This window comes from Streptomyces goshikiensis (assembly GCF_014650555.1).
Taxonomy (GTDB): domain Bacteria; phylum Actinomycetota; class Actinomycetes; order Streptomycetales; family Streptomycetaceae; genus Streptomyces; species Streptomyces goshikiensis.
Window position 1 is genome coordinate 36086 of the sequence record NZ_BMVE01000019.1, and the last position, 25233, is coordinate 61318.

26 protein-coding genes and 2 pseudogenes are annotated in these 25233 nt (G+C 69.3%); 13 read left to right on the plus strand and 15 right to left on the minus strand.

Going from position 1 to position 25233, the window contains the following annotated elements:
* Window positions 1-87: 87 nt before the first annotated feature.
* From IE248_RS34150 to IE248_RS38660, 4 genes are all read right to left on the minus strand, one after another.
* The gene (locus IE248_RS34150) at window positions 88-459 is read right to left on the minus strand and encodes a hypothetical protein (protein WP_190032726.1); all 372 of its coding nucleotides are present in this window, start codon (window positions 457-459) and stop codon (window positions 88-90) included.
* A complete protein-coding gene (locus tag IE248_RS34155) occupies window positions 456-1661 on the minus strand; it encodes an ATP-binding protein (RefSeq protein WP_190032727.1) in 1206 nt (401 codons plus the stop codon). Before IE248_RS34155 ends, IE248_RS34150 begins: the two co-directional genes overlap by 4 nt.
* A gap of 572 nt (window positions 1662-2233) precedes the next feature.
* Window positions 2234-4207, minus strand: coding sequence for a Scr1 family TA system antitoxin-like transcriptional regulator (locus IE248_RS34160; protein WP_190032728.1), 1974 nt, complete (start codon window positions 4205-4207; stop codon window positions 2234-2236).
* Window positions 4208-4407: 200 nt separating this feature from the next.
* Window positions 4408-5049 carry an ATP-binding protein gene (locus IE248_RS38660; protein WP_190032729.1) on the minus strand — a complete coding sequence of 214 codons (642 nt, stop codon included), beginning with the start codon at window positions 5047-5049 and terminating at the stop codon, window positions 4408-4410.
* Window positions 5050-5251: 202 nt separating this feature from the next.
* Between IE248_RS38660 and IE248_RS34170 the strand changes: the two genes are divergently transcribed.
* Window positions 5252-6652: an NsdA family TPR-like regulatory protein gene (locus IE248_RS34170; protein ID WP_190032730.1), complete on the plus strand. Its 1401-nt coding sequence runs from the start codon at window positions 5252-5254 to the stop codon at window positions 6650-6652.
* Between the two features lie 72 nt (window positions 6653-6724).
* Entirely contained in the window at window positions 6725-7213 is a 489-nt protein-coding gene (locus IE248_RS34175; RefSeq protein ID WP_190032731.1) for an SAM-dependent methyltransferase, read from the plus strand.
* 250 nt (window positions 7214-7463) lie between these two features.
* Here IE248_RS34175 and IE248_RS34180 read toward each other — a convergent pair whose 3' ends face one another.
* Complete coding sequence (locus tag IE248_RS34180; protein WP_229895730.1) at window positions 7464-8369, minus strand: tyrosine-type recombinase/integrase; 906 nt, start codon at window positions 8367-8369, stop codon at window positions 7464-7466.
* Between the two features lie 119 nt (window positions 8370-8488).
* On the opposite strand from IE248_RS34180, the gene IE248_RS34185 reads away from it, so the two are divergent.
* The gene (locus IE248_RS34185) at window positions 8489-8941 is read left to right on the plus strand and encodes a DegT/DnrJ/EryC1/StrS family aminotransferase (protein ID WP_229895731.1); all 453 of its coding nucleotides are present in this window, start codon (window positions 8489-8491) and stop codon (window positions 8939-8941) included.
* Window positions 8938-9381 carry an arsenate reductase/protein-tyrosine-phosphatase family protein gene (locus IE248_RS34190; RefSeq protein ID WP_229895732.1) on the plus strand — a complete coding sequence of 148 codons (444 nt, stop codon included), beginning with the start codon at window positions 8938-8940 and terminating at the stop codon, window positions 9379-9381. Before IE248_RS34185 ends, IE248_RS34190 begins: the two co-directional genes overlap by 4 nt.
* Window positions 9382-9391: 10 nt before the next feature.
* On the opposite strand, the gene IE248_RS34195 is transcribed toward IE248_RS34190, so the two are convergent.
* The 4 genes from IE248_RS34195 to IE248_RS34210 form a co-directional block, all read right to left on the minus strand.
* On the minus strand, window positions 9392-10567 hold the full coding sequence (locus tag IE248_RS34195) for a UDP-N-acetylglucosamine--N-acetylmuramyl-(pentapeptide) pyrophosphoryl-undecaprenol N-acetylglucosamine transferase (protein WP_190032733.1): 1176 nt from the start codon (window positions 10565-10567) through the stop codon (window positions 9392-9394).
* A gap of 426 nt (window positions 10568-10993) precedes the next feature.
* Complete coding sequence (locus IE248_RS34200; protein ID WP_190032734.1) at window positions 10994-11326, minus strand: STAS domain-containing protein; 333 nt, start codon at window positions 11324-11326, stop codon at window positions 10994-10996.
* A complete protein-coding gene (locus IE248_RS34205) occupies window positions 11326-11598 on the minus strand; it encodes a hypothetical protein (protein WP_190032735.1) in 273 nt (90 codons plus the stop codon). Before IE248_RS34205 ends, IE248_RS34200 begins: the two co-directional genes overlap by 1 nt.
* A 298-nt stretch (window positions 11599-11896) precedes the next feature.
* Entirely contained in the window at window positions 11897-12094 is a 198-nt protein-coding gene (locus IE248_RS34210; protein WP_229895734.1) for a hypothetical protein, read from the minus strand.
* A 205-nt stretch (window positions 12095-12299) separates the two neighbouring features.
* Between IE248_RS34210 and IE248_RS34215 the strand changes: the two genes are divergently transcribed.
* The 3 genes from IE248_RS34215 to IE248_RS34225 all read left to right on the plus strand — a co-directional run bounded on the left by IE248_RS34215 (window position 12300) and on the right by IE248_RS34225 (window position 13750).
* Entirely contained in the window at window positions 12300-12575 is a 276-nt protein-coding gene (locus tag IE248_RS34215; protein WP_190032737.1) for an isoamylase early set domain-containing protein, read from the plus strand.
* A gap of 340 nt (window positions 12576-12915) precedes the next feature.
* Complete coding sequence (locus IE248_RS34220; RefSeq protein ID WP_268254117.1) at window positions 12916-13335, plus strand: SRPBCC family protein; 420 nt, start codon at window positions 12916-12918, stop codon at window positions 13333-13335.
* Between the two features lie 175 nt (window positions 13336-13510).
* Window positions 13511-13750 (plus strand): hypothetical protein, encoded by a 240-nt coding sequence (locus tag IE248_RS34225; protein WP_190032739.1) that lies wholly within the window; start codon window positions 13511-13513, stop codon window positions 13748-13750.
* A gap of 163 nt (window positions 13751-13913) precedes the next feature.
* Here the strand turns inward: IE248_RS34225 and IE248_RS34230 are convergent, their stop codons facing one another.
* Window positions 13914-14363: an SRPBCC family protein gene (locus IE248_RS34230; protein WP_190032740.1), complete on the minus strand. Its 450-nt coding sequence runs from the start codon at window positions 14361-14363 to the stop codon at window positions 13914-13916.
* A 255-nt stretch (window positions 14364-14618) separates the two neighbouring features.
* Here IE248_RS34230 and IE248_RS34235 point away from each other — a divergent pair.
* The 3 genes and pseudogenes from IE248_RS34235 to IE248_RS34245 all read left to right on the plus strand — a co-directional run.
* Window positions 14619-15270 (plus strand): annotated as a pseudogene (locus tag IE248_RS34235) (transposase); the annotation flags it as partial.
* 64 nt (window positions 15271-15334) lie between these two features.
* Window positions 15335-15697, plus strand: coding sequence for a hypothetical protein (locus tag IE248_RS34240; protein WP_190032741.1), 363 nt, complete (start codon window positions 15335-15337; stop codon window positions 15695-15697).
* Window positions 15698-16480: 783 nt separating this feature from the next.
* Complete coding sequence (locus IE248_RS34245) at window positions 16481-17401, plus strand: SigB/SigF/SigG family RNA polymerase sigma factor (RefSeq protein ID WP_190032742.1); 921 nt, start codon at window positions 16481-16483, stop codon at window positions 17399-17401.
* Between the two features lie 694 nt (window positions 17402-18095).
* Here IE248_RS34245 and IE248_RS34250 read toward each other — a convergent pair.
* Window positions 18096-19055, minus strand: a pseudogene (locus tag IE248_RS34250) (ABC transporter transmembrane domain-containing protein); the annotation flags it as partial.
* 75 nt (window positions 19056-19130) lie between these two features.
* The gene (locus IE248_RS34255) at window positions 19131-20639 is read right to left on the minus strand and encodes an immunity 49 family protein (protein ID WP_190032743.1); all 1509 of its coding nucleotides are present in this window, start codon (window positions 20637-20639) and stop codon (window positions 19131-19133) included.
* A 97-nt stretch (window positions 20640-20736) separates the two neighbouring features.
* Here IE248_RS34255 and IE248_RS34260 point away from each other — a divergent pair, with 97 nt between their 5' ends.
* On the plus strand, window positions 20737-21390 hold the full coding sequence (locus IE248_RS34260) for a M15 family metallopeptidase (protein ID WP_190032744.1): 654 nt from the start codon (window positions 20737-20739) through the stop codon (window positions 21388-21390).
* Window positions 21391-21421: 31 nt separating this feature from the next.
* Here IE248_RS34260 and IE248_RS34265 read toward each other — a convergent pair whose 3' ends face one another.
* Window positions 21422-22897 carry an MFS transporter gene (locus IE248_RS34265; RefSeq protein WP_073794298.1) on the minus strand — a complete coding sequence of 492 codons (1476 nt, stop codon included), beginning with the start codon at window positions 22895-22897 and terminating at the stop codon, window positions 21422-21424.
* A 99-nt stretch (window positions 22898-22996) separates the two neighbouring features.
* Window positions 22997-23272: an isoamylase early set domain-containing protein gene (locus tag IE248_RS34270; protein ID WP_190032745.1), complete on the minus strand. Its 276-nt coding sequence runs from the start codon at window positions 23270-23272 to the stop codon at window positions 22997-22999.
* 265 nt (window positions 23273-23537) lie between these two features.
* Here IE248_RS34270 and IE248_RS34275 point away from each other — a divergent pair, with 265 nt between their 5' ends.
* The gene (locus IE248_RS34275; protein ID WP_073794299.1) at window positions 23538-23729 is read left to right on the plus strand and encodes a CsbD family protein; all 192 of its coding nucleotides are present in this window, start codon (window positions 23538-23540) and stop codon (window positions 23727-23729) included.
* Window positions 23730-24144: 415 nt separating this feature from the next.
* On the opposite strand, the gene IE248_RS34280 is transcribed toward IE248_RS34275, so the two are convergent.
* Complete coding sequence (locus IE248_RS34280) at window positions 24145-24552, minus strand: PPOX class F420-dependent oxidoreductase (protein WP_037792536.1); 408 nt, start codon at window positions 24550-24552, stop codon at window positions 24145-24147.
* 259 nt (window positions 24553-24811) lie between these two features.
* Here IE248_RS34280 and IE248_RS34285 point away from each other — a divergent pair, with 259 nt between their 5' ends.
* A complete protein-coding gene (locus IE248_RS34285; protein WP_047960405.1) occupies window positions 24812-25129 on the plus strand; it encodes a hypothetical protein in 318 nt (105 codons plus the stop codon).
* Window positions 25130-25233: the final 104 nt, after the last annotated feature.

A 25233-nucleotide genomic window follows, 5' to 3' on the forward strand; every position in this document is an offset into this window, starting at 1 on the left:
CGGCGATCATCAGGAGCCCGGCGACTGCCTCCGGATCGGGCTTCGCAGGTCTGCCGAAGTGGCGGCGGCTTCGCCGTGCACGGGTGCTCACGTGCAGTCCCGCCGGGCGTCGGCGCGAGGAATGCGGGTCTGGCCCTGATCGCGCAGATAACTGCGGAGCGCGGCGAACTCCTTTGCCGATGGGGCGAGCTGGGCCGCGGCTCCGACGACGACACCACAGATGGTTCCGGTGGAGAGAGCGCGGTCTACGGCGGCCCATCCGGGCCTGTCGTACAACCGGACCTGATGCAACTGACCGCCGTAATCACCCAGATCCGGGCTGATGTGCTCGAACGCCAGCACCAGCAGTTTGTCCGCGCGCTCTGCCAGCACCACCGCTTCCTGCAGGTGGTAGCGGGAAGCGGCGAGCGTCGGCAAACGGTCACCCGGTGTCATCTCTATGCCGCGAAGGGTCCTCATCGGACCTCCCGACCAGCGGGAGCCCATCCGTCAAGCTGTGTCCGTGGCCTCGCCGGCGGTTTGCCCGGCTGGGGCGGAGCCTGTCCGGCGGTGCGTACAGCGCGACTGAACTCCGCGAGCCGCTGTCCGGCGTTTGCCCGAACGGCACTGGTCCCCGCCCCATCAATGGCGGATCCGTGCTGCTGTGGTTCGTCCGCGACGGGCGGGCGGACGAGAAGGTGCTCGGGGAGGTAGAGCACCGCGCGGACGCCGCTGCTCCAGTTCGGGTCCAGCCACACCTGGAATCCGTGCCGGCGGGCCAGGACGCCAACGGCGGCAAAGCCCAGCCGTCCGCCGAGCCCAGTGAGGCGAGGCCGGGACTGCCCGGGAAGCAGAGCAGCCGCCCGCTGGTATTCGTCCTTGCGCAGCATGGGGCCGGTGCTGTCGATCACCACACAGAGGCCGCCCTCTACGTCCATGACCTGTACCGCGACCGGCGTCTTCGGGGTGGAGTGGCGGGCACCGTTCTCCGCGAGCTCACCCAAGGCGACGGTGAGAGGTCTGGCCACCCGCCCTCGGACGAAGTCCTGCCTGCTGGGGGCGATCTGCATACGGCGGTATTCCCGTACGCGGGACTGTGCTCCGGCCAGCACGGTCGTCAGAGGGAGGTCGGGGTGCTCGCTGGTTACGTCTTCGCCGAGCAGGACGCGGATGAGATCCATCCGCTGGGCGAGCAGGGTGCCCATGTGGTCGACTACGAAGGCGTGAGCGAGCACGTTTTCGTCTGCTGTGGGCCCAAGCGCCTGGACCATCGCGCTCTGCAGGCGGTTGACCATCGCCACCAGCGGTTGCAGGAGGGATTGGACCTGATCGTGCGCTGCGGTCTCCGCGCGGTGTTGAACATCGCCGACTAAAGCGGCTGTTTGCCTTACCAATCCCTGCAGGGCCATTCCGAACGGGGTGACGCCCAGTTGCGGGTGCAGAAGCGAGCCGGCCTGCGTTGGGTCGGCAGGGGTGGGGGAGGCCGCGAGGGCGGGCAGGCGTCGCGTGGCGAGGTGCAGGACTTCCTCGTCGCGGATCTTGACCCGGGCCAGTCCCTCCTGGAGGGCATGGTTGGCTCGGAGGGCAGCCCGCCTGAAATACCAAGCCGCAGCTGATGCGGCGCCGGCAGCGGCCAGGCCGGTCGGCGCCAGGACCAGCGGCGCTTCCTGTAAGAGAGCCATGTCATTCCTCACGGAAGGGAAGGGAACAGGTGAAGGGGCGTTGGCCGTCAGGTGGTCGAGGGCGTGTTCAAGAGCCGCGCCGGCATCAGCCGGGAGCCGTTCGTCCTCGACGTCCGTGGGGGCTTGAGCCAGTGGTCCCGGAGGGGGCGTCCAGGTGATGCGCAGTGCCTCGGCGAGTCGGTACGGGTCCAGCAGTTCACCGGAGCCATCCGGGGGAACCGACCAGAAGCGGGGTAGTTTCGCCGGTCGCCCGGGCATCGGGCACCGCAGCACCTCCTCCAGAGCACCGGTCAGAAGCACACCGCCAGGAATCTGGCGACCGTCATGAAGGGTCGGCTCCACGAGGAACGCGCGGACGTGGCCGAGGCTTAATACGGGCCCCAGTGCGCCTTGCTGGGCCAAATGGTCGGCCGCCCGGGATGCGGCAGCCTCCGGCACCCGCACTACCGCGAAGTCGATACCGATCGGGATACTTGCGAGAGGCCCCTGCGACCACGGATGGCGAGTAGCGGTCGGGCGTGTGTAACCAGCCTGATGTGCCAGCCAGCGTGCGCCTGGAGATAAGCGGGCAGTCATCCGTGAGCCCCGCTTCCGTGCGCCGTGCGGCCGATCAGGGGACGGTGCGGCGCGATGGTCTGCCTGACCAGCGGCGTCTGTTCCGTGGCGTGCATGCGGTCGCGGGCTTCTTCGAGCAGGGCCCGGCTCTCGGCAACCGGTGCGGCGTGCTGGATGGCACCGTCCAGCATCAGCTGGTATCGCGTGCCCATGCCGAGTCCGTTGTAGGTGAATCCTCCCGACCGCCACAGCATCGCGCCGTGGAGAACGTGCTCGGTGAGGCTGGAGACCGGCATGGGGAAGGGGCTGTCGAGCCGCAGCACACGGACGGTGATGTGGGGGAGGGTATCCAGGTAGAGCAGGTGGGTGAGCTGCTCGGCCAGGATGTGGGGATGACCGAAGTCGCGTTCGAGGAGCACTTCGTCCAGGACGAGATCCCAGGTGCAGCCGTCAGCATCCTCCGCGCGTGGAGCGGCAACGGGCGGCAGGAGACCAGGTTCGAGCTCAATGAGATGGCCGGGCGGGAACAGCTCGGCATAGGCAGGGGTGTGGAAGGGGTCGGGGATTTTGTCGAGGACGTAGGCTCGGACGCCTGTCGAGGCTCGCAGTACCGCGAACGCTCGATCCATGTTCCCGGGGTACGTGTCGCTGACGTGCTCTCGGTCCCACGGCTGGTCCGTGGTCGGCAGCAAGCGCTCCAGCAGGAGCTGTGACTCGTGATCGTCTAGGCCGAGTCCGCGGAGAATTCGGCTGACGTGCTGAGCCAGTTGGTGACTGCCGGCCTCCCACAATCCGATCGCGCGAGACGTCGTGACCAGGCTCTCGGCGAGGGAGTCGGTGGAGATGCCCTTCTTCTCCCGGAGCGCCTTCAGCGCGGCACCGACCAGGAGATTTCCGGGTGTGCGAGGGGGCTCCGTGCGCAGGAGGTCGATGATGGTAGCGGTCTCGGAGGACGTCATCTTGGGCGCTGTCACGGCTGCGTACGCGTGGGAGTCGCTCGGCGGGAGACGCCAGGTAGTCCGCAGGCGCTGCGGGATGTGCGGGGGCTGGCCATCGCGCCACCGGGCAGTCTGCTGGATGCCGGGGTCCAGCACGTTCCACGGCCCGAGCAGATCGGCGACCTCGGCCAGGGTTCGGGGCCGATATCCGACGCCCGCCTCGGCGTACCGCTGGACAAGGGCGGCCATGGCCTTGGGGTCATCGTCACCGGTGGCGTGGGTGAGGGAGACGGCGCTGCTGGCGGGAAGTAGCTCGTGCAGGTGCCGCATGGTGAGGACGGCTTCGTCGTCCGTGAGCCAGGGCAGGACGTCGTGCAGGATGACGCCGAGGGGTTGGCCGAGGTCAAGGAACTCAATGATCTCGTCCCTGGCCAGCAGAGCGGGAATGTCCCGTGCGTCCGCCTGCATCGCCCTCGTGCCCGGGTGTTCGTCCAACGTGGTTTTCGCGTGTCCGAACACGGAGCCGTCGATGTCCGCGTACATGACCCGGGCGTTCTCGTGGACAGTACGGACCACGTCGAACGTGTGCGGGGGGATGTATTCGCGGCCCCTCTGCAGGCCGGAGCCGCCGGTGGTGCCCCAGTGGGAGGGGTAGCCGCAGCCCAGGTCGATGAACTGCGTGATGCCCAGCTCCTGGGCAAGGATCAGAGCCGCCTTCGTCCGATGGACTTTGTTGATCCACATCGAGGCCTGCAGCCATGGGGCCGCCTCGAAGAGCTGCCGCCCGAACTCCGCGTCGGCGGCGTAGTGATCGGATCCCCACGTGAGGAAGTCGTATACCCGCGGCGGCCAAGGCCGCGAGATGTTCGAGGTGCCGGGAGCCGGCGCAGGCTTGTCGGCCGTGGGGAGGACGTCATCGTCGACCGGGGCGCCTGATCGCTGCGGGTCGACGACTTCGGCGGCGGGCGTGGGGCATCCGGTGTTCTCGACCGAACGGACGGCCTGGCCATCCAGGCAAGGCGTGCCGGAGGAGTCCGGGTCCTGCTTGCACATCGTCAAGATCTCTCTTCTGAATGACGCCCTCGCCGTCCGAGACGAGCTCAGGACTCTCCTGGGGAGGGCGGGTGACAACGGCGAGGGCGCCGATCTGGGCGGAGATGAAGGTTCGTTATGTCCCGGCGGACGATTGCCTCTCGTCGCGCCGATGCCTCGCGGTACCGCTCAGTCGCTGCCACAAGGCCATGAGCCAGGCGTTATCCCGGTTGCCGGGTCCTGGTGACGGGATGGGGGTCGGCACGGTCGAGCATCGGCAACTCGGGTTCGTACTCAGAAGGGAGTGCGGGAACCGAGGGGGCTGGCGCAGGTAGGGCGGCGGACGGTGCGCAGAGCGGCAGGCAAGGTTCCACGGCTGCGGTCTCGCTCGGACAGCTGGTGTCGTGCCCGGTCAGCAGATAGGCGCTGATGACTTTGCCCTTCCCATCAGGTCTGGGGGAGGCACTCCAATGGGCAGACAACTGCGCGACGATGGACAGTCCGCGGCCGCCTTCCGTCAGAGCGCCGGAAACGGTGATCCGCGGAACCGGGGGTGAAGGATCGTGGTCCGAGACTTGGGCGATCAACGCTTCCCCGGGGACCAGGGTGAGCGCGACCAAGCATCCGCCCGCTGAGAGGCCCGGCGCGGGATGCGTGACGGCATTGGTGACCAGCTCACTGCAGACGAGAGTCGCGGAGCCCTCCAGGTCCGGATGACCCCACCGGGCCAGCTGGTCCGCGACGAAGTCCCGGGCTGCCCTAACGGATTCAGGCCTGCTGGGCAGCGACAGACAAGCCGAGACAGCGGTCGGCGAGGCCAGTGCCTCAAGCAGGTCGCCGCGCGTGATCCGGTGGGAGTTCATCGCTTCACCTCTTTCCTTTACGCGGTCGTGGACGCTCCTGCGGACCGGTGGACAAAGCCGATGGCTGAAGTGCAGCCAGGGCCACGGTCCTTGGGACTACCGTTACGCTCAGCGAACCGTGATTTACCAGGCGTGGGTATCCCATGGACGGCACGGTGCCGCGTAAGACGCGTAAAGATCGTTTCGTGGACGGGAGCTTCCGGTGCCGCGTGAGCGCAACACCTTGCTGGAGGGCGTGCTGCAGCAACTGGGCTGGTCGCAGGCCACCACCGCCCGGCATCTGCAGCGAGTGGCAGTCGAGGCCGGTGCGGAGGAACTGAAGGCGGTGTCGGCCTCGCACGTCAACCAGTGGGTCCGCGGGGCGCACCCGGCGGGCCCGGCGACCCGTATCTTGTGCGAAACGCTGTCGCGAGGACTGAGCGGCCGAGGAATCCCTCAGGTCGTCACTGCCGCCGACATTGGGCTCAAGGATCCCGATGATCAGGCAGGTTCGGCCCTGCGGGACATTGACCCAATCGCACAACTCGTCGATCTCGGGGGGACCGACTTGGACCCGGAGCGCCGCCGCACCCTCAAGGGCGCAGCCTTCTCCCTCGCGGGCATGTTCCTGCCGTCCGATCACTGGTGGCAGGACACGGCCACTGCAGCTCACACACGCAGGACGTCCGCCAGCTGGCAGGTCGGCCCGGACGACGTCGCTGCCCTCCGGGAAATGACACAGCTGCTCTCCCAGCGCGAACAGCGCCGTGGCGGCGCGGACGGCCGGTCCGCCCTCGTGGCATACCTGCGCACCGACGTCGCCAGCTACCTCAGCGCCCGATTCCCCAACCAGCGCACGCGACAGGAGATGTTCACCGCTGCCGGCGAATTGGCATACCTGGCAGGCTGGACGGCCTTCGACTCCTCCGAGCACGCCCTTGCCCAGAAGTGGCTCGACGTGGCCCTACGGCTGTCCGCCGAGGCCGACGATGCTCCCCTTGCCGGCCACATCCTCCGGGCCCAGGCACACCAGACCCTCGACCTCGGGCACCCTGTCCAGGCCCTACGACTGGCCGAGATTTCCGTCGCTCAGCGCCGATACACCGATGCGAGCCCGCGTGAACGCTCCCTCCTCGGGGTCGTTCACGCGCGCAGCCTGGCGGCTGCCGGCCACAAGCAGCAAGCCATCGCCGCCCTGCTGAGGGCCGAGGACGACCTGCGCCACGCTGAGCTCGGGGACGACGAGCCCGCCCGGGTCTTCTTCTTCTCCGAAGCATCTCTCGCTCACGAAACGGCCCGCACGCTGCAGGTCCTCGGAGACCTCCGTGGAGCCGAGCGCGAGTTCCAGCGCAGTGTCCGCACCCGCCGAGCCCAACCCTTCGCCCGCACCCACGCGGTCACCCTCGGCCTCCTGGGTGCGGTGCAGATCCAGCGAGGAGCCGTCGAATCGGCCTGCGCCACATGGTCCCAAGCCCTGGATGCCATGCAGGGAGTCCAGTCCGGCAGGGCGCTGGACACCGTGATCCAGATGCGCCGCTCCCTGTCCCCTTACCGCGGCCGCGGGGGTACGACGCTGGCGCGGCTGGACGACCGTGCCCGTACGGTGATCGGCCGGGTACGCTGACCGCGCCATCACAGAATCGGTCCGTTCTGGAGCAGGGGCCAGGCCGGGGCGGTATTCGTAGGGGAGGATTGCGTGCAGGACACGATCACGCTGGAGGCCATCGGCCATGTCGTAGGCGGCCACGAGAAGCCGGCTGATGACTACCAAGGCGGAGTCGAATCGATCATCCGCCTGCGTCCGGAGTTTCCTCTGGACACCCTGCAAGGCCTTGACGAATTCTCCCACTTGATCGTCACCTGGCGCTTCCACCTGGGCTCCGACGCCGACCTCCACCTCGGAGCCCGCAGTCCACGGAACAACCCGGACTGGGGGCCCACCGGCACCTTCGTGCACCGAAACCACCGGCGACCCAACCGCATGGCGACGTCGTTTCCCCGACTGCTCAAGGTCGACGGCAGGGACCTGCACGTCACCGACCTCGACGCTGTGAATGGAACCCCGATCTACGATCTCGGCCCCTACTTCGAACAGATGGGGCCCCGAGGCCCCGTTACCGCCCCGGCCTGGCCGGCAGTGATGCTGGCGCACTATTGGGACCCCGCGGCCAAACGACCTGAGTAGGCCCTGATGTCGGGATGCCTCGAAGGGCTGCTGCGCAGCGGTTGCGGATGGCCGGTTCTTCCTCAGTAGTTCAATTTCTGTGGTCCTTGCGTGGTCTACGAACCCCGGGAGGATCGAGCCGGCTCCTCTGGGCGGATGGTCATGGTCCACGAGACGACCGGGGAGGCATCGCTCGCAGGACCTGTTGGCGTGTCCCGACCTCGGTTGGTCCAGAGCAGGGCAAGCCGATCGGCCGCGTGAGGTGCTGAGTTCAGGCGGCCAGCCCCAGGTCCAGGACCCTGGCTGCCTTCCCGAGCGTCCCGGGCGTGAGGTGGCGGTAGGTCTTGAACGTGACATCGATGCTCTTGTGCCCCATCCAGTCGGCAACGTCGGTGATGGGGATGCCATGGCTAAGACAGTTCGAGGCGAAGGAGTGGCGGAGACTGCAGATGACCACGCCGTCGGGAATGCCGAGTTCTCCGAGCCGCATGAGCCGCTGCCATTGGTTCTGCAGGAGGTACGGCTGGAACGGGCGGGTGGTGTCCGTGGGGTGCCGAAGGAGGTAGCCGTCGGTGCTTCCGTGCTTGTGGGTGTACTGCTCGATGGCGTCCCTGATGCGCAGAGGAAGGGGGACGTCGCGGTACTCGCCAGGATTTCGGTGTTTGAGCGGGCCGTACCTCTTGGTGGTCTGGTTGACCTGTTCGGTGACCCGGTAGACATCATCGGCGACGATGTTGCGGATGTTGTCCGCGGCGGCTTCGCCATTGCGCATCCCGCAGCCACTGATCAGACCGACGAGCAGTTGGAAGGAGTCGTCGCCGCTGGAAGGTATCCCCGCAAGCTGGCTTGGAGTTGGGATGATGCTACGACTCGGCGTGTACTGGGGAGGTTTGACGCCTCGGATCGGGTTCTCGTCGAAGATGCCCATGCGATGTGCGTCAAGCAGGATGGAAGCAAGTTTATCGAAGGCATTCGATTGTGTGGCCACGCCGACGCCGGCAGTCTCCATATTGCGTACAAAGTCTTCGACCACTTTGTGGTCGAAGCTGTTCATACGCCTGCTTCTGAGGTTCGGTAGAAGGTGGTTCTCCAGCAGGGAGTCGAGTTGCCTGACCGAAGACTCGGCCAGATGGCGCTGCCCTGTCCGCCACTCGGCAACGTACTCGCTGAAGGACATCCGCCCCAATTTTTCGATGCGCTCGGCTTTCGCCTGACTGTGGGGTTTCTTCGGTCTTGAGGTCGTAGACCTCAGTGAGCCTCCAAATGGCCTTCTCCTGTCGGCAGGAGCGGAAGCATGTGTGCAGGGACGTTGATGTCGGCCGGGAGCCCGGCCGCCGGAACGCGGCGGTGGGCCTCGCTCAGCTCGCCCACTTCGACCAGGCGCAGAACAAGCGCAAGGCCCTGTGGCGGACCTACGCCGATGCCCTCGCCGGCATCGATGGCGCGACCCTCATCGACGTCGACGTGGACCGCTCTGTGCCCCACCTGTGTGTCGTCCTCGTCGCCGCCCGCGACCGCGACCACGTCTTCCGTGCGCTGCGCCGCCAGGGCGTCGGCGTTGGGGCGCACTACCCGCCCAACCACCTGCAACCGGCCTTCGCGGCCTGGCGCCGGGACCTGCCCGTCCCCGAGGCCGCAGGTGCGGAGCTCCTGACGCTGCCGTTTCACCAGCATGTGACGGACGCTGAAGCTCGCCGGGTCGTCTCCGCCCTCGACACGGCTCTCGGCCAGGCGCGGGCGGCCCGGTGAACCGTCCGTGCCGCATCCTCACGGTCTGCCTCGGCACGGTCTGCCTCGGCAACATCTGCTGCTCGCCCCTGGCCGCCGCCGTCCTCGCCCAGCAGGGCGGGGCGGACGTAGAGGTCCGGTCGGCCGGTCTGCGCGACAAGTGGGCCGGAGGGCCCGCCCACCCGCAGATGGTCGCCGCCGCGGCGGCACGGGGCTGCGACCTGGCCGGCCACCGTGCCGCCCAGGTCACCCCGGAGTCGCTGATCTGGGCCGATTCCGTCCTCGCCATGGACACCAGCGTCCTGGACACCCTCGAAGAACTTGCTCCCGATGAGGAAACCCGCCGGAAGATCCGCCGGTACCTCGCAGACCGGGACGTCCCCGACCCGTACGGCAAGGACGCAAGGGCGTTCGCCGAGGTCGTCGAGCACGCAGCCGCGGCGCATCTGCCCAGCAACTGACCAGGACCGCTCAGCCGGCCGCCGCGGTGAGGAGAACGTCCACGAGCCGCTCTGCGGCGTCCGGCCGCCCATACGCCCGGGCCCGCTCCACCATCGCCGCCCGCAAGGCGGGATCACTCAGGAGCGGGCCCACCGCATTTTGCAGGGCCTGCGGCGTGACCTCACCCAGCAGCGCCAGCGCCGCGCCAGCATCAGCCAGATGCCGGGCGTTGTGCGCTTGTTCATTCCCCGCCGAGGTGGCCAGCGGCACGAACACCGCGGGCTTGCCCAGCGCCGTCAGCTCCGCAACCGTCCCGGCCCCGCTCCGGGAGATCACCAGGTCGGCCAACGCCAAGACGTCCGGCAGCTCCGCTCCGAGGAAGCCGGTCAGGTGATACCGGCCGACGAGTACCGGATCCAAACCGGCGGCAGCCGCACGCAGCTCCTCCGTGTTCGCCGGCCCGCACTGGTGGATCACGTTCGCGTGGCCCAGCAGCCAAGGGAGGACGTCACGGACGACACCGTTGATCTGCTGCGCTCCCTGGGCCCCGCCGGTGACGTAGACCGTGGGCAGGCGCCGGTCGAACCCCGCCAGGTTCAGCGCTTGCACAGCCTTGTCGGCTTGTCCGGACAGGACCTCCGGCCGCACCGGGTTGCCGGTGACGACCGCCAGCCTCCGCAGTTCGGCGGGCAGGAGGGGCAGCGACGAATCGGAGGACACCGCGATCCGGGTGGCCGATCCCGCGAGTTTCCGGTTGGCCAGGCCCAGCCGGACGGTCTGCTCATGCAGGACCAGCGGGCGACGGCACAGCCGCGCCGCGAGACCGGCCGGGACCGCGACGTACCCGCCGGTGGCCAGGACCACGTCCGGCTGGAACTCCGCCACGATCGAACGGGCCTGCGCCACGCCTAGAGGCACCCGCGCCATGTCCTTCACGTTCGCCGCGGACAGCATCTTCAGCGGATTCGCCGACCGGCGGATCTTCCCCGTGGCGACCGTCCTGAAAGCGATGCCCTCCGCCGGAGCAACACGTGCCTCCAGGCCATCCGCCGTCCCGATCCACAGCACCTCCAGCGATCTGTCCGCAGCCGCCAGACGGGCCTGCATAGCGCGAATGGCGGTCAGGGCAGGGTAGGTATGACCGCCCGTCCCTCCTCCCGTTACGAGCAGCCGGAAGGAACGCTGGAGCGCGGAATCTGTAGTCACTTGGGCACCATACTGGCTCCCCGAACCCTGACGGTCGGCAGTAACCCGGGAACGGCGCGGCGCTGTGGCGGCTGTCTCCGTGCGAGGTCGACCGCGTGGCCGCCCTCACGGCGACCACCGAGGTCCGCGGGGTGATCGGCTTCTCTTCCTTCGGCACCTTGGCCTGCTACGCCATCGCCAGCGCCTCGGCGTGAACCGTCACCCGTGAAGAGGGCCGCCCCGACCGGCTGGTGCTTCTACTGGGTCCGGCCGGCTGCGCGGCCGTCGCCTTCGCGCTGTCGGCGACTGCCGTCATCACCGGTGTCGGCGTCCTGGTCCTGGGGGTGGCGGTGTACGGCCTGCGGAAGGAAGGCTACGGCCAACGGCTCAGGCGGCCCCGTGGGCGAGCAGCCGCAGGCCAGCTCTCCCCACGTTTGACTAAGCGGGTCAGGCCGCGGCGCGCCCCAGTCCGAAGAGGGGCCCGGCGTCGGTCAGGTCGAGCAGCCGAATCACGGTTGGGTCGTGCACGTGGACCAACACGAAGTCGGCTCCGGCCTGCCGTGCCGCGGCCCGGGCCCTCAGAAGGGTGTTGAGCCCGGAGCAGTCACAGAAGGTCACGTGGGTGAAGTCGACTTCGAGGTGATGAGGGCAGCTCACCATGGCTTCTTCGAGGGCGGCATAAAGGATCGGGCTGGTCGTCACGTCTACCTCGCCGGTGACGGTGACCACCGCTTCGCCGTGCGTCGCGCACATCTCGGTCCGGAACTCCTCGGCGGTCATCAGGCGGCTCCGTCCAGCAGGCTTGTCCGTGCAAGCCGGTGGCGGACCGTCTCGTGGGACAGGTCGGCCGCTTCGCCGATGCGCCGGAGCCCCCAGTTCTCGTTCCTGGCCGCCTTCATTCCTTCGTCCAGGGCCTGCCCGGTCACATCCTCCAGGGAGGTCCGTAGCCGGGTGAGCTGTCGCAGCCGCTGCCCGGGCGCCAGATCGGCACTCTCCGCGCAAAACCGAGCCACGTCCGCTGTCAGGTGCCTGATCCTCGCGTCATTGCTCATTCCTCCACCATGCCCCCGGCCACCGCTGTCATGTCAAAAGCGTTGACAGGGGGTACGTGCGGAGCGGATTGCCTTACGGCGTGCCCCCTGGCCTTGGGGCGCGGCCGTTGGCATCCTGTCCGCGTATTCCCTCAGCATCCCGAGGCGCGGGTCGGCTGAGTGCGGCCCCCGGATTGTCCTGCCCGGGGGCCGCACTGTGCGGTGCCGACGCGAGTCTGCCCGGGGCGTCTGCACGTGACAGCGCCCGGCCGGGGTGACTACGGACCCGGCCGGGCGCTGCGTGCGTGGGCCTTGCGCTCTAGAAGTCGTCGTCGCGCTCGCGCTCCTCGCGCAGGCGGTCTTCCTCTCGGCGCCGCTCCGTCTCCTCGGGCCGCTGGCCGCCGCGGGAGGGGGTGCGGGGCTCGGGGTGGACCGGGTCCTGGCCGGGGCGCTGCGGGCGCTGCTGCTCCTCGCGGCCCTTGCCCGGCTCTTGGCGCTTGTCCTTCATACCGCCCATGACGGGTGACTCCTCGATGCGTGGGGTACGGGGTGCCTCGCACATCAACCTGACACGAACCATGACAGATCGCATCACCTCGGATGCGAAGCGTGGCGAGAGGGTGGTGCGTGAGTACCTTCCCGCTGCGTCGGAATGCGGGCGGACCTCCCGGTACGCAAGATGGGCGGACCCGCCCGACCCGCGCCGTCAGGAGCCGATTCCCATGCTGGAGCGCAAGCCGCGCAAGGACCGCACCGAGGTCACCTTCGTCCTGCCCGCCGACACCCCGCCCGGGCCGGTCAGTGTGGTGGGCGACTTCAACGACTGGCAGCCCGGTGTCCATACCCTTGAGCCGCGCCAGGACGGCAAGCGGGCCGTCACGGTCGCGCTGCCCGCCGCGAGCACGCACTCCTTCCGCTACCTGGCCGCCGGTGACTACTGGTTCAACGACGAAAGCGCCGCTGATCACGACGGACCCAACAGCCGCGTGCGCACCTGAACGGCCCAACCGGCGTGACCTGTGGCCTGCGCAGGCGTTGAGAGCGACGACACGTTGCTCGCCCGCCCGTCCATCCTGGGCCGGCCTCCGTGTGACGGTCCCGCCACCGCGCCCGGCGGCGGGGCCGTCAGTCAGGCCCGGGAACTGCATGCTCGCCCCGGCCACAGGACTCCGCGGGAGTGCGCCAGACGGGTCGACTTCGCTGCCCCGCTATTCCTGCCGGCCTGGCCGCGCCACACCCCTGGAGCCAGGCTGGGTGCGGTGCCGCCGGTCGTGGTTGCCGCATCGCCGGTACGGTTCGTCCGTTTTGCTTCGCGTGGTGCGGGGAAACGGGATGCCCATGGGTGACTACGACACTTCGACTACCGTGGCGGTTTCCCCGCCCACGCTGTTCGGTTACCTCGCCGACGTACGGAACCTCCCCGCCTACATGCCTAGGCTGACCTCCGCCAACCCGCACGACGGCGACAAGGTCACCGTCACCGCCCATGTCGAGCCGCCGGGCGAGCCGGAGCAGGACGTCACGAGCGAGGCGTGGATACGCGTGCTGGAGGAAGGCAAGTCCCTGGAGTGGGGCGCGCCGGGCCCGCACGACTACCGCGGCCGGCTGCACGTCGCCGCCGACGACGACCCGGAGCACTCCCGCCTCTCGGTGGAACTGCACACCGAGCGCGTCGAAGGCGCCCAGGTCGACGACGGGCTCACGGAGGCGCTGGAGGGCATCAAGTCCGCCGTCGAGGCGGCAGAAGCCGGACGGTAGCCCGCGCGCCGGGTATCGCCTTGCCGTATGTGACCGCTGTCCGGTGTCCCTCGCGCCGACTTATGGAAAACCGCCGTCCATACCCGGGACGGGAGAGTGAGGCCGATGCCCCGGATGCGGGCGGCCGGTGGGTGGGTGACGGTGGAAGCTCAGCCGTCGATCCGCGAGGAGCGCCATGATCGTCAAGTTGCTGCACGACAAGGGCCTGCGAAGCGAGCACGCGAACACCATCGCCTGCCTGACCATCGGTCTGTCCGTCGCCTCGTGGGTGACGTCGATGAAGGTGGAACCGGCAGGCATCGACAGGGCGGACCGGTGGGGCATCTTCATCGCCACCTGGCCGGCGACCTGGTTCGGCCTTGGGCAAGCTCTGGCCCAGTACGAGCGCGCCGACGAGCTCCTCGGGCACACCTGACCCCTGCCGGGTGTGCCTCCGGCAGGGGGCGACGGGCAGGGCCCGACCGTTCCGAGGGTGCGGCTCGGGTCGGGCCCTGGCCGATGCGGCGACCACCGTCGCATCAGCGGCGGCAAAGTGCCCGCGTCAAGATGTCCGAGGGGGGAGAGTACGCCTGCCGGGGTCAGACTTCGCCGCGCCAGGAACCGGATTCCGCCCCGCGGGACTCCATGTACTTCTTGAAGTTCTTAAGGTCGCCGGTGACCTGCCGCTTGACGAAGCCGAGCTTGTCACCGAGGTTCTCGGCGAAGCCCTCGGGGTCGTAGTCGAGCTGGAGCATGACCTTGGTCTTGTTCTCGGCCAGGCGGTGGAAGGTGACGACACCGGCCTGCCGGGTCTCACCGCCGACGGTGGTCCAGGCGACGCGCTCGTCGGGGATCTGCTCGGTGATCTTGGCGTCGAACTCCCGCTCAACACCGCCCACCTTGGCCTTCCAGTGGGTCAGGGTGTCGTTGACCTGGGTGATCTTCTCCACCCCGTCCATGAACTGCGGGAACGTTTCGAACTGCGTCCATTGGTTGTAGGCGGTGCGGACGGGAACGTCGACCTCGATGGACTCTTCTACCTGTGACACGTGAGCGCCCTTCACTTCGTACGGCCACACCAGCGCGAAACAGCGGTGCGGGGGGACAGGCATCATGGATGCCCCGCCCCGTGCTGCTGCCCACGCCGGCGCAGTCTATGACCCCCGAATGGGCGCCCTACCGTGGCCAGCCGCGGCAGCATGGCGCCCCTGACCGGCGAGCTGGTCCCGGCTTCGTACCCGTGAGCTCGCGGTGAACCTGCCCCCCACACCGGCCCTCAGCAGGTAAGCGGCTCAAGGTCACGCTGGCAGCAGCCCGCCAGGTTTGCGATCGAGCGCGATGACGACGCGGTCGAGATGTGGGAGAAGGAGACCTGGCCGCGGGTAAGAGCACCGCGGCGGAGCGCGGGGCCTGGATCGTCTTCGAGGATGAGGCCGGGCAGTTGATGACTCCGCCGTGCGCCAGGACCTGGGGCCGGATCGGCCAGACCCCGGCCGTGAGGGTGAGGGGCCGGGGCGCGTGTCGATGGCGGGTATGGCCTGCTACAAGCCGGGCCAGCGGTCCCGGCTGATCTACGCGATCCGCCAGTATCGAGGCCGCAAGGACGAGCCGAAGGGCTTCGGCTGGCGCGGCTTCCGCGACCTGATCGTCCGCGCACGCATCCAGCTCGACGGACCCGTGCTGGCCTGCGACAAAATCCGCCTGCACCTGACGGCTGGCATGCGCGAGTTCATCGATGCGAACGCCGAGTGGCTCACCGTGTTCCAGCTGCCCACCTTATGCCCCGGACCTCATCCGACCGAGGGCGTCTGGTCGCTGGTCAAGCGTGACATCGGCAACCTTGCTGCGGTCGACCTCGGCCAGGTCACCCGAGCCGTGAAGCGCAGACTGAAGATGCTGCAGTACCGGCCGGAGGTCACCGACGGCCGCCCCGTTGGCACCGACCTGGCCCTGTGAGCGTCGGGTCGACGGACCCGAAATTGGTCGAAGCCCAAACCTGTTGGTCAGCTACGGTGGCGGCATGACTGAAAGTCTGCCCGAGGACGTAGCCGACGCGCTTGACCTCGTCCTGAACCCGGACGAGCCTGTTCATGCCGCCCTCCGACGGCAGGTGCCCCGACTCAGAGTGCAATCCCGCTGCAAGTGTGGGTGCGGCACTGCCTACTTCGACCTTGACGCCGACGCGGTGGAGCCCGCGCCAACGGGCTCCGGCACCGTCGTGGCTGCCGACGTACAGCTGTTCACCGAAACCGGCGAGTGCCCTGGCGAGGTCCTCGTCTTCGCGCAAGGCGGCTACCTCTCATGGCTGGAGGTCTGCTCTTGGCGCGATGACGTCGAGGTGAATCTCGCCGCGGCGCGGCGCTGGCTACAGCCATCGTCCTGAACCCGAGCCGGTAACAGCCGGCGTCTCGGACCCTGACGCCGCCACCACGAGTCGACCGACATCACGAGTTCAAGTTCAGTCGTTGATCGACGGGCTTTGGACTCGGCAGTATCGGGAGTCCTGCCGGAGCGGCTGGACCGGGCTACCGGAGCCTGGCGCGCCGCGACCGCGCGCATGCCGCTGCGGCGGCGTGGTAGTCGGATACGGGTCAGGTGCTTCGCTGGCCGTGGGTGTCCTGGCGGAGTTGTCCGGTATGCCTGGCCAGGGTGTCGATGCGTTCGTTCGGCGTCCTGGGGTCTCAGGTGGGGCCGGGTGGCGGTCAGGGGCTTGACGAGGCGGCGGCGTCATTATCGGCGAGAGCCCAGTTCGGTTTGCCGTCGGGGAGGTCATTCAGGGCAGTGATTGTCCGGCAAGTCCTCGCCGCACGCACCGGCGTGAGCCCGGCTGCCGCCCGCTGAGATACCGATCTCGTCCTCGCCACTGTCACTCCCTCGCCGGATCCGACCTCCTCGCCAGCCTGCGTCGGCTCCCCGACGGCTACGCCCTCCTCTTCGGCCACGCAGAACTGCGCCAGCCCCAGCTGCGCGCCGCAGCCGCCTGAGGACTTGATACAACGCCCGGATGCACCGCGTGGCCGGGCCGCAGTTCGGTCCGGCCTCCGCTTGAAGCACGCGGGCCGGTGATGCTGGGATCAGGCCCACGACGTGAAGTCCGTCTGATTGGGATTCCGCTTGGGCGGGCACACGTTCGCGCAAGCCATCCGTGCATGGGAGGAACGCTTTCATGTCTCACGTCGCCACAGCCCCCATTCCCGCCCGGGAGACAGCCCCGGACGCCTTCACCCGCGCTGAACCCGCAGCCGCCACCGGGCAGCTCACGGGGCCCCTGCCGCAGATCGACAACGCCCGCGAGGTAGCTCCCGCGGACGCGCGGGAGCTTTCGCGCCTGTTCCTGGTGCGGTTGCGGGAGCTGGAAGAGGGGACGCGTGACTACCAGTACGCGCGCAACACCCTGATCGAGATGAACATCTCGCTCGTCCGCTTCGCCGCCCGCGGCTTCACGGCCCGCATCAACGCCGGTGTTGAGCTCGACGACGTCATCCAGGTCGGCACGATCGGCCTGATCAAAGCCATCGACCGCTTCGACCCCGACCGCGAGGTCGAGTTCTCCACTCTCGCTCTCCCTTACATCACCGGCGAGATCAAGCGGTACTTCCGCGACACCACCTGGGCCGTGCACGTCCCCCGCCGCCTCCAGGAACTGCGCGTCCAACTCGCCAAGTGCCAGGAGACCCTCACCGAGGTTCTCGGACGCGCACCGAGCGTCAAAGAGCTCGCCGAGCACCTCGAACTCTCCGAGGATGAAGTCATCGAGGGACTGGTGGCCGCAAACGGCTACAGCAGCGCCTCCCTGGACTCGACCGCCGGCACCACCGACCGCCCGGCCGCCCTTAGCGAGGGCAGGACGCTTGCGGACACGGTCGGCGACATCGATCCGGCGATGGTCCTCTTCGAGGACGTCCACACCCTCGCGCCACTTCTGCGCGAACTCGACGAGCGCGACCTGCGGATCCTTCGGATGCGTTTCGCCCGTGAGATGACCCAGGCCGAGATCGGTGCCGAAATCGGCATCTCGCAGATGCAGGTGTCCCGCCTGCTCACCCGGATCCTGACCCGCCTGCGCAGCGGCATGCTCGCCGCCTAGGTTCCGCGGTGTCCGCGACACTCGGCCCGCCGTCCCTCCCAGCTGATGCCGTGCGCAAGCGTCGAGGGGACCTGCCGCCGCTTAGGTGAGACGAACCCGCTTGCCGTGCCGGCAGGGCAAGTGGAAAGCGGCGAGCAGCCTCCACCCGACACTCATGGCCTTGCGCTCCGATCAGTCGATCTGCTCCAGCTAACCGAGGATGGCCACGTACTGCTTGTCCACTCTCCACAACTGCGACCTCCCGCGGACCCTGCCGTGATGACGCCCGGCACGTCCTCGGAAGGGGACCGTCGAATGCTGCCGAAAGGGGCAGCGGCGGAGTCCCTCGGTGGGGTGCATGGAGGTAGGGCGTCTCACGCCGACTCATGTGACTACTGGTCAGTAAAGTCAGTGAAGGGTCAGCATTCGTCCGAGCAGACCCGGTCGCAGCCTGATCCATATGAGACTCAACGGCGAGATCCACAAGTACCTCCAGAGGAGGCAGCGACAGTCGGACGATGCAAGAAGCGGAATGGACGACTCCTTGCCGGGGTCAACTCACATTCGACCTCGTCATCCTAGGTGAACAGCCCATTACCCATACCATGCGGGGAGGTTGGGAACAGCTCTGGCGCCCCATGCGGAAGGCTGAATCGGCCGTTGGTCTTGCTGTACCAAGTCGCTCCGCTCGCCTCCCTGGCGGGCGTGCGATAGGCTCGCTGCGCCGTCCGATCCAGTTGAACTCGAACATGATCCGCGTGGCGCTGGAGTAGTACGTGAACGCCACCACGACCGCCTCCACGCCGTGCCCGGTCCCGGCGATCGTGACGGCGAGCAACAGCCCCAGCGCGTTGGTCAGTACGGACATCGGCGCGACGAAGGTGTCGATGCGCAGATTGCCGTAGTCCCACGACCGCAGCGTGAGCTCCCGCGAGCGCGCCACCCGGGACCGGTGCTCGACGGCCTCGCGCTCCTCCGCGGCGAAGGCACGGACCGTGTCCATGTTCATCAGGCTGTCGGAGACGTGCCCCGACACCCGGGCGATGGCCTCCTCCCGCCGGCCGACGAGCGCCTGACGGCGCCGGATCAGGGGCAGTACGCACACCCCCGTCACCGTGATCATGACCAGCAGCGCCACGACCAGCAGCGGTTCGTAGAACCAGAGCACCACCGACCCGAACAGCAGCGGCACGAACCGGCCCACGACCGAGAAGGCCAGCGCGTCCACGAACTCCTCGAAGCGGGAGGCGAAGCTCAGGACCCGCTTGGTGAGCGACCCGGCGAAGTTGTCGTGGAAGAAGGCGGCGTCCTTCGCGAACAGCTCGTCCATGCCGATCACGTACAGGCGCTCGATGCCGAGGGCGTCGAGCCGGTTCAGGCAGTGCAGACCGCCGCGCCACGCCGCCTCGGAGAGCAGCAGCACACCGGCGAACCCGAGGACGTACGGTAACGCCGCGCCGAGGGTGAGGGCAGCGGAGCCGCCGGCGATGCGGGCGACGAGCTTCGCGATGACCAGCGGGGCGATGTAGTTGATACCGATGTTGCCGATGGCAGGCAACAGCATGGCGGGCGCGGTGAGCCAGCGCAGCCGGGCCAGCTCCCTGCCGTAGTAGCGGAGCGCGAGGGCCACGGGGCCCTTGCGGGGTGGAATTCCTCGTGATGCAGACGATTCCATCGCAACCCTGTGATGTCGTGTCAGAACGGAACCCGCAGTGTCTCGCGCCCGCATCCGCGCCGTCCAAGCGTTTTCTTAGGGGATGTCCTCGATCCGTTCGCGGTTGAGGAGGTGGGTCGGCAGGTGGGGCTGCCGCGGGTCCACCGGGAAGCCGTGGTCGTAGGCGAGGCAGGCGATCGCGAGGGGGCCCAGCGCCGCCCGGGCGCGTGGAGCGGCCGAGTCGCCCCAGTAGCCGGCGTGATCGGCGAGGGCTTCGGCGAGCGCCTCGGCGAACGCGGCGTGATCGCCCGCCACCAGGCGGTGGAAGAGGGCCACGGGGTGGTAGTCGACGCGGTTCACGAAGTCCGTCGGCGCGTGGGTCACGGACTCGGGCGCGGACGTCTCGATGGTGGCGACCAGCTTCGGTACGACGTCGTCGACGGGGCGGTCGGAGAAGTAGGTCCGCAGGGTGTCGACCCAGTGCAGTACGTACGCGTCGACGGTGTCGTCCTGCCGGAGCGTCGCGAGCGGTACGGCGCACAGACGGCCGATCCGGTCCTTCTGGCGGCACGCGATCGCCAGGTAGAGGGCGTCGAGCCAGGCCCGGGCGTCGGCCGGCGGCTCCGCGGGCACGGCCGGCAGCTTCAGGACGAGGTCTTCGCCGAGGTGGCACTCCTGCGGGGGCGCGCCGGTGAACAGCGCGGAGCCGAGTTGCACGGCGGTGGCCCACGCGTCCCAGGTGTCGATGCGCGCGACGCCGGAGTCGGCGGCGCAGTGGGCGTGCGCGAGGGAGACGGCGGAGGCGAAGGCATCGGCCAGAGCGGCCGGGTCCTGCGCGAGGCGGCCGATCGACTCGGCGACGGCGTGCGTGAGAGCGGTGACCTCCGGGACGTCGGCCGCGGCGGCCGTGTCGATCCGCCCGGCCCGGTCGAGGCGGACCAGGCCCTTCATCAGGCCGAGCAGCCGCGGCGGCGGCCGAAGGGAGAAGGTCCGGGTGTCCTCGTCGATGACCGTGAGCGAGGTCAGCCCGCCCTGGTGCCACCAGTAGACCCGCGGGGACAGCGCCCCCGGCCCGTCCTCGTGAGCGCCGAGGGCGTACGAGGCCAGCCCGTTGAGGGCATCGACGACCGAGCCGTCGGTGATCGGGTGGTACGCCAGCAGGTGCCGGGTGGGTACGACGACGAGGGCGCCGCCCTCCGGCAACGCGGTCCCGGTCACCTGCCGGGCCGCCTCCGACAGGAACAGCGCCTTGCTCGCGACGAAGTGGGAGTCGCCGTAGAGGGAGTGCAGCCTCGCCCGCCCCGCCACGGTCACTTCCTCGTGCTCGACGGGCACGCGCATCAGGTTGGCGTACGCCGCCCGCCCCAGTGCTTCGAGTCCGGCGCGCTCCACGTCCGCGTCGGTGAGGATCCGCACGCTGGTGGGGCCGTCGAGGGCGTAGGCGAAGACGAGCCCGTCGGCTGCCAGGCGGGCGTAGCGCATCCCGTCGGCGATGTCCGGCGTCAGCGAGGCGAGGGGCAGCAGCCGTGCGTGCGTGCCGCGCAGGAGTTCCTCCGCGCTCTCGCCGCCGTGGCCACGGGTGTCAGGGGTGTTGTCTCGTATCACCCCGGGACTCTACGACGAGCCCGGACGAAGGCGTGCACCTCACCCGTTCGGGCGTACTCCAGGTCTGCGGGGAGGAGGGCCGGACGTACCGTGAAGCGTGCGCCATCCGCCCGTCCTGCTGGCCGCGGCCGCCGCCCTCTGCGTGAGTACGACGTGCGGCGCGGCCCAGCCGCCCGCGCCGCGGCCCCCGTTCGCGGCGGCGGTCACGGACGTGCCCGGGGCGAAGCTCGGCGCGAGCCACCGGCCCGGCTGTCCCGTCGCGGCGGAGCACCTGCGGCTGATCCGGATGAACCACTGGGGCTTCGACGGCAAGGTGCACCGGGGTGAGCTGATAGCGCACCGCGATGCCGTGGAACCGCTGCTGCACGCTTTCGGCCGGGCCTTCGAGGACCGGTTCCCGATCCGGCGGATGCGGGTGATGGCCGAGTACGGCGGCGACGACCTCAAGGCGATGGCGGACGGCAACACCTCCGCGTACAACTGCCGCCAGGTGGTGGGGGACCCCGCGAAGCTGTCGCGGCACGCGTGGGGCGACGCCGTGGACATCAACCCCGTCGAGAACCCGTACGTCGACGTGCGCGGAGTGGTGCACCCGCCGACGGGCCGGGAGTTCCTGCGGCGCGACAGGTCCCGGCCCGGGATGATCGAGGACGGCGGGGCGTTCGTGACCGCGTTCCGCACCGCCGGCTGGTACTGGGGAGGGCGTTGGGGCAACCCGGACTACCAGCACTTCTCCGCGAACAGCGGCTAGGACGGCGGGAGGTAACCGGAGGGCGGTCCCCTCAGACCGTCTTGGCCGGGGCCGGCTCGGCGGTGGAGAGCGGGGCGGCGATCTGCTCCAGGGAGCGGCCCTCCGCGGCGACCGCGTAGAAGACGGCCACCAGGCCGGCGGCCACCATCAGCGCGGCCCCGACACAGAAGGCGATCACGGCGTCGGACACCACCCCGCTGGAGGTCAGTCCGGCGAAGAGCAGCGGGCCGGAGATGCCGCCCGCCGCCGTGCCGACGGCGTAGAAGAAGGCGATCGCCATCGCGCGGGTCTCCATCGGGAAGATCTCGCTGACCGTCAGATAGGCGGAACTGGCCCCGGCCGAGGCGAAGAAGAGCACCACGCACCAGCACGCGGTCATCGTCACGGCCGTGAGCCGGCCGGCGCCGAACAGCCAGGCCGTGCCGAAGAGGAGCAGCCCGGACAGGATGTACGTGCCCGAGATCATCGGCCGGCGCCCGACCGTGTCGAAGAGGCGCCCCAGCAGGAGCGGGCCGAGGAAGTTCAGGAAGGCGACGACGGCGAAGTAGTAGCCGGTCACCCCGCTGGACACGCCGAAGAACGTGACGAGGATGGAACCGAAGCCGAAGGTGATCGCGTTGTACAGGAAGGCCTGGCCGACGAAGAGGGACAGGCCGAGCACGGCGCGCCGCGGATAGGAGCGGAAGACCGTCCTCGCGATCTCACCGAAGCCGATGTCCTTGCGCCGGGTGACGCTGATGGCCTCCTCCGGATCGGGAAGGCGTACGCCCTTCTCCGCTTCCACCCGCCGCTCCACGTCCGACACCAGCGCCTCGGCCTCCTCGGTGCGCCCGTGGACCATCATCCAGCGCGGGCTTTCCGGTACGTGACGCCGCACCAGCAGGATGACCAGTCCGAGCACGACCCCGAGGGCGAAGGTGAGCCTCCAGCCCACCGACGCCGGGAAGATCTCGGTGTTCAGGGCCAGGACCGAGAGGAGGGCGCCGGCGACGGCGCCGATCCAGAAGCTGCCGTTGATGATCAGGTCGACCCGGCCGCGGTACTTGCTGGGGATCAGCTCGTCGATCGCGGAGTTGATGGCCGCGTATTCGCCGCCGATACCGAAACCGGTGAGGAACCGGAACAGGAAGAACCACCAGGCCGAGAAGGACACCGCCGTCAGAGCGGTCGCCGCCAGATAGACGCCGAGGGTGACCAGGAACAGCTTCTTGCGCCCGTACAGGTCGGTGAGCCGGCCGAAGACCAGCGCGCCGGAGCAGGCACCGGCCACGTACAGGGCGGCGGCGACCCCGGTCACCTGGGCGTCGGTGATGGAAAGCCCGCTGCCGTCCTCGGAGATACGGCTCGCGATGCTTCCGACGACGGTGACTTCGAGACCGTCGAGGATCCAGACGGTGCCCAGCCCGATGACGATCATCCAATGCCACCGGGACCAGGGCAGTCGGTCCAGCCGCGCCGGCACCTTGGTGGTGACGGTCCGTGAGTGCGTCTCGGTGCGTTCCGGCATGCTCCGGCGTCTGCCCGGGCCGCCGCACCACAAACTCGGCCGACCGGGTGGACGGCCGTCAGGCCGCGCGGGGACCGGTGACCGGAGCCGCTTCGCCGGTCAGGTGTGGAGACGGCTGTTGTGGCCGTCGTGCCCGTCGGCGTTGTCGTCGTTGAACCAGTAGTCGCCCGCCGCGAGGTAGCGGAAGGCGTGGGCGCGCTCCCGGGGCAGCGCGACGGTGACGGCACGGCTGCCGTCCTTGCGCTCCTTCAGTTCGTGGGCGCCGGGCTGCCAGTCGTTGAAGTCGCCTACGACGCTGACCGGTCCGGGCGGGACGTCGGCCGGGAGCACGAAGGTGATCTCGGTACGGTCCTTGCGGCGCTTGCGTTCGAGCACGGGAGCCTCCTGTCGCGATGTACAGACCGGGCACATCCTGGCCCGGGGGCCGCCGCCGCGCACGCCGACGCAGCGGCGGGACATCCCCGCGGGTCCGGCAAGCCCCCGGAACGGCCTAGCGCCGGCCTGAGTCGACTGGCGCAGCTCCGGATGCGGACCACCGCCACCGCGGGCAGGATCGCAATCGGGGCCGAGCCGGTCCACCGCCGCCAGCGGCGGCGTACCGGCGCAGCGGTTCCCATCCCACGAGCGACAGGAGTTCACCATGGCTGACAAGGGCAAGATGGACCAGGCGAAGGGCAAGGCGAAGGAAGCGGTCGGCAAGGTCGCCGACAACGACCGCATGAAGGCCGAGGGCAAGATGGACCAGGCCAAGGGCAAGGCCAAGGAGGCCATGTCCGACGCCGCGGAGCGTGGCCGGGACGCCAAGGACTCCATGCGCGACAAGCACAGGTAGCCCTGGGCCAACCCGCCCCCCCCGCGTGTTATGCGCCGCCCGCGCCCCGTCCGGCCACGTGCCGGGACGGGGCGCGGGCGCGCGGCGTGCCCGTCGTACACCGCTCGGGGCGCCGCCGGCGGATCCAGGGCCCGGGGGCGGCAGCTGAAGTACCGTCGCCGGGGGCTTGCCCGGGTCGTCCGCGCCCGGCCGGAGGGAGCGCCGGGGCGCGGGACGGCCGCGGGGTCCGGTGGATCCGGGCGGCAGCCCGTGATGCGGGCGGGTCCTGCCGGAGGGCGCCGGGGGGAGGGGCGTCACGGCCTGGACCCGCTCGGAAGGCCCGCTTTCCAGACGCCGGGCTTTCCGGTACCTCGCGTGTGACCCGAAGGAACGTACGTAAACGTGCCCGGGCGAGGAGAACTGAGCGGGCGTCGGATCAGAGGGAGCCGACGACCTTGCGGGGGGTGATGCGGACGACGACGCGCTCGTTGTCGTTGGCGGACGAGGGGTTGAAGTCGGCGTACTCCTTGCCGGTGTACTTGCGGGAGAGCTGGTTGATCAGGTCCTGGCCCCCCTCGGTGGTGAGATGCGCCGTACCGCGGACCTCGGCGTAGGTGTAGGGGGCGTTGTGCGGGTTGATGAGCACGGTGACGCGCGGGTCGCGGCTCAGGTTCTTCTCCTTGCGGCGTCCGACGGTGGTGGAGAAGAGCAGGTCGTTGCCGTCGCGGGCGAGCCAGGTGACGGACACCTGGGGGCTGCCGTCGGGCTGGATGGTGGCGATGGAGGCGAAGACCGGGGTGTCGTCGATGAGTTTCCTCAGGTCGTCGGAGAGCTCAGCGGGCACGGTCGGGTTCCTTTCCTCGGCCGCCCCCGGGGGACGGGCGGCGGCAACGGCTTGCGGAAACCGTGGCACTCCGGGCGAAGGGGGAGACCCCGCGCGCGGTCGGAGCGGATCCGGTTCACCCGGACGGGCCAGGAGGGCAGGGCCGCGGACGCGCGCACGCCCCCCTCGCGCACCGCTCGCGGCGCGCCGGGGTTCGGCCGAACGCCGGGATGGGGCGACGGGGGAGAATTTCCCGGCGGTGTCGGGGCACCTGTGTTTCATGACCCTTTACGTCGTCACCATCCCCGGCACCCTTCTCAGCGGGCTCACGCCCGAGGCGCGCACGGAACTCGTCCGCGCGCTGCGCGGATCCGATCCACGGGAGACGGAGCTGGGCGCCGCCGAGGACCTGGACCTCCTCACCTTCTATCCGGACTCGTCAGCCTTCAGCCTGCGGCTGGAGGTGGAGGCCGCCGACACGGCCGCGGCGGAGGCCCAGGCCCGGGACCTGGCCACCGGGGCCCTGCGCAAGGTCGGGCTGTCCGCCGATGCCGCGCCGCTGGGAGACCCCGTGATCACGGGGATCGCCGGCGCCTGAAGCGGTGGGGCGCGGCGGCTTCCGCCCGCCCGCTCCACCGGCCGCGCGTCCCGGTGGTGTCCCGGCCGGCCGATCCGCGGCCGGCCGGGACACCACTCCCAAGC

Excerpts from the sequence above, each read along its gene's own strand:
- IE248_RS34205 (WP_190032735.1), bottom strand. The coding sequence starts at position 11,598 with ATGAGCAATGACGCGAGGATCAGGCACCTGACAGCGGACGTGGCTCGG.
- IE248_RS34180 (WP_229895730.1), bottom strand. The coding sequence starts at position 8,369 with ATGTCCTTCAGCGAGTACGTTGCCGAGTGGCGGACAGGGCAGCGCCAT.
- IE248_RS38660 (WP_190032729.1), bottom strand. The coding sequence starts at position 5,049 with ATGAACTCCCACCGGATCACGCGCGGCGACCTGCTTGAGGCACTGGCC.
- IE248_RS34245 (WP_190032742.1), top strand. The coding sequence starts at position 16,481 with ATGTCTCACGTCGCCACAGCCCCCATTCCCGCCCGGGAGACAGCCCCG.
- IE248_RS34200 (WP_190032734.1), bottom strand. The coding sequence starts at position 11,326 with ATGACCGCCGAGGAGTTCCGGACCGAGATGTGCGCGACGCACGGCGAA.
- IE248_RS34220 (WP_268254117.1), top strand. The coding sequence starts at position 12,916 with ATGGGTGACTACGACACTTCGACTACCGTGGCGGTTTCCCCGCCCACG.
- IE248_RS34275 (WP_073794299.1), top strand. The coding sequence starts at position 23,538 with ATGGCTGACAAGGGCAAGATGGACCAGGCGAAGGGCAAGGCGAAGGAA.
- IE248_RS34240 (WP_190032741.1), top strand. The coding sequence starts at position 15,335 with ATGACTGAAAGTCTGCCCGAGGACGTAGCCGACGCGCTTGACCTCGTC.
- IE248_RS34215 (WP_190032737.1), top strand. The coding sequence starts at position 12,300 with ATGCTGGAGCGCAAGCCGCGCAAGGACCGCACCGAGGTCACCTTCGTC.
- IE248_RS34210 (WP_229895734.1), bottom strand. The coding sequence starts at position 12,094 with ATGGGCGGTATGAAGGACAAGCGCCAAGAGCCGGGCAAGGGCCGCGAG.
- IE248_RS34160 (WP_190032728.1), bottom strand. The coding sequence starts at position 4,207 with ATGTGCAAGCAGGACCCGGACTCCTCCGGCACGCCTTGCCTGGATGGC.
- IE248_RS34155 (WP_190032727.1), bottom strand. The coding sequence starts at position 1,661 with ATGGCTCTCTTACAGGAAGCGCCGCTGGTCCTGGCGCCGACCGGCCTG.
- IE248_RS34150 (WP_190032726.1), bottom strand. The coding sequence starts at position 459 with ATGAGGACCCTTCGCGGCATAGAGATGACACCGGGTGACCGTTTGCCG.
- IE248_RS34265 (WP_073794298.1), bottom strand. The coding sequence starts at position 22,897 with ATGCCGGAACGCACCGAGACGCACTCACGGACCGTCACCACCAAGGTG.
- IE248_RS34225 (WP_190032739.1), top strand. The coding sequence starts at position 13,511 with ATGATCGTCAAGTTGCTGCACGACAAGGGCCTGCGAAGCGAGCACGCG.
- IE248_RS34285 (WP_047960405.1), top strand. The coding sequence starts at position 24,812 with ATGACCCTTTACGTCGTCACCATCCCCGGCACCCTTCTCAGCGGGCTC.